Annotated in this window: 4 protein-coding genes; all 4 read right to left on the reverse strand. The window is 40.4% G+C overall.

Annotated elements, in window-relative coordinates; translation table 11 throughout:
- A partial coding sequence (locus tag H6679_00010) for a hydroxyacid dehydrogenase (GenBank protein ID MCB9492640.1) occupies positions 1 to 218 on the reverse strand: 218 nt, incomplete at its 3' end.
- Between the two features lie 32 nt (positions 219 to 250).
- A complete protein-coding gene (locus H6679_00015) occupies positions 251 to 1,093 on the reverse strand; it encodes an ATP F0F1 synthase synthase (protein ID MCB9492641.1) in 843 nt (280 codons plus the stop codon).
- Between the two features lie 2 nt (positions 1,094 to 1,095).
- Positions 1,096 to 1,650: a hypothetical protein gene (locus tag H6679_00020; protein MCB9492642.1), complete on the reverse strand. Its 555-nt coding sequence runs from the start codon at positions 1,648 to 1,650 to the stop codon at positions 1,096 to 1,098.
- The coding region (locus H6679_00025; GenBank protein MCB9492643.1) for a type I restriction endonuclease subunit R at positions 1,650 to 2,194 on the reverse strand (545 nt) is incomplete at its 5' end. The genes H6679_00025 and H6679_00020, both read right to left, overlap by 1 nt.

Raw genomic sequence — 2,194 nt, forward strand, 5'->3', positions numbered from 1 at the left:
AACCGAACAACTGAATTTTCGTCCAATTCACCTTCAGCAAAGATATTTTTAATATGCTCGCTAATAGTCGCCTTTGCCTTACCATAGAGCTCTCCAATCATTGCTTGTGAAAGCCACAAGGTATCTGACTCAAAGCGGCACTCTACGCGAGTTCTACCATCGGCACTGGTAAACAGGACAAATTCACCATGCGGAGCTTGTGGGGTGTTTTTGGTCATTGAGTCAACCTTCTTACGTTACTTATAAGGGGCTATTTTTTATCCATAGCGGTTACAGAGTTAGCGAGCCTTTTTTCTTTGCCAAATGGGGTCGTATAAAAGCGTTGTTCAATGCCATAAAGCAGTAACTTCAACTCATCGTCATTAGATATTTCAAACTTCTGATTTTCTTTATCGAATTTAAGTTTCTGTTCACCGCAGTAACCGTCGATATAATCGAGCATGTTGGCTTTATCATCAGCAGACATAGCATCAAGTGTTGCCATAGCAAGGCCAATACGTTTTCTATTGGGTTTTGAGACGCTATCTACGTTGTAGTCGTTACCGAGCTCTATAAACTGTGCATCTAAAAACTGCTCAACCTCTTCTTTTGTTGCTTCTTTGTATAACTCATCAATGCCTTTAAATATGCTCGATATTGTTGCCAGATTTTTGAATATCAAGGTATCTGCCGCTTTGAAGTACAGAGCATCTGGTAAAGCGTTTATCACTAAACGTGTTTGGCTTTTCTCTATCTCTGCTACTTCACCAAAAACGAGCGTTTTGCGTTTTACAAATAGACTTGGAGTAATTTTTTGAAAATAAAAATCATTACCTTGAACTGCAAATAAGTAGGCAATCTTTGAGAAGTTATCTTTGGTTAAATCATCGTAGTCTTTTGAATCATAGTCTTTTTTTAGTAGCTCAATACAAAACTCTTTTTGACTAAAGCCTTCAATTTTAAACCATGAATCTTCATCAAGGTTATGATCTGGGTTGTAAGGAACACACGCATTTAAGTCGACTGCGACTCCGTCAAAAAGAGATTGATCAGAAACCAATTTAAAAATGCGTTTTTTTGCTCTAGTTTTTATATGTGCCAGTACATGGTCCATCATTATCCTCGCTCGATAAATGTGTAATTATTGATTCGATAAGCCAATGGTATTTGGATGTCATCTGGCTTCTTGTAGCGCTCTCGGCTAATCAGGAAAATGGCCGTTCCGTTTTTGGTTGTAATGTTATAAAACTCATAACCAAATAGTAAAAACAATGGGTTAAAATAGAGTGCTTGCGATAAGAGAGTAAAAACAAACAAAACTCCATAAACAAACCACAAGGTTTCCCAGTTACCAATGCTCAACGCAACAAAAAAGTAACCTAAATAACTTGGCAGGAAGCTGTTATTGGCATGCTCAATACTTGTTATTTCACCCGCTTTAAACTCGTCTCTCCCCAAGTATTTACTCAGCCAAATACTCAATCCAGTCGATAAAACTGGGATAAGAAAATAGAGTAAATATGATACTGCGTTCGGAAGTGCTGCTATCCAATCGAAGCAAGCTAAATCACCAAAGAAATATCCGAGTGAGTACCCTTTTTGTACTGCAAAGATAATCACTAGCAGTGATGTTGCATTGAAAGTAAGTAACACTCGAAACGCAGTATTCATCATTTCGCCTCCACCTGTTCTGTACCTTGCTTCATCATGTCAAAAATTAGTTCAACATAACTTGCCATTACTTGCGGGTCTTTGAGTAGCGTTCGGGCGATATCGCCTTCTTTCAGCAGGGCTTGTACAACGGCTTGCTTCACCGCTTGTGGCAAGTCGCCTTTGAGGGCTATCGACTTGTCGTGCTTTTCTACTTGCTCAACCACAATTGGGTTTTGGGTGACACGCGTAATGGTGCCGTTGGCAAAGTTTCGGCGGCCAGGCTCATCGCCGACATCACCAAACAGTTCGTTTAGGCGGCGAATGATATCGGCAAGAAATGCCTGTTCACGATCGGTAGGGTCGTTGTAATTGGGGCGGATAGGTTCAAGTACCTGATTCACCGCTGTTGGAAGCGGCTCTTTGTCATACTTGATTTTGAATTTCTCTAACACCAGAGCACTGAGGTCGATGTTTTCTGGTGTAACCCCTTTCAATCGACGTGATAGCAAATGAGCAAACGCGGCAAAGTTTTCCAGCTCAGGATCACCAAACTCAATCAATT

This window comes from Campylobacterota bacterium, assembly GCA_020633995.1.
Taxonomy (GTDB): Bacteria; Babelota; Babeliae; order Babelales; family RVW-14; genus JACKCO01.

Excerpts from the sequence above, each read along its gene's own strand:
- H6679_00015 (MCB9492641.1), bottom strand. The coding sequence starts at position 1,093 with ATGGACCATGTACTGGCACATATAAAAACTAGAGCAAAAAAACGCATT.
- H6679_00020 (MCB9492642.1), bottom strand. The coding sequence starts at position 1,650 with ATGAATACTGCGTTTCGAGTGTTACTTACTTTCAATGCAACATCACTG.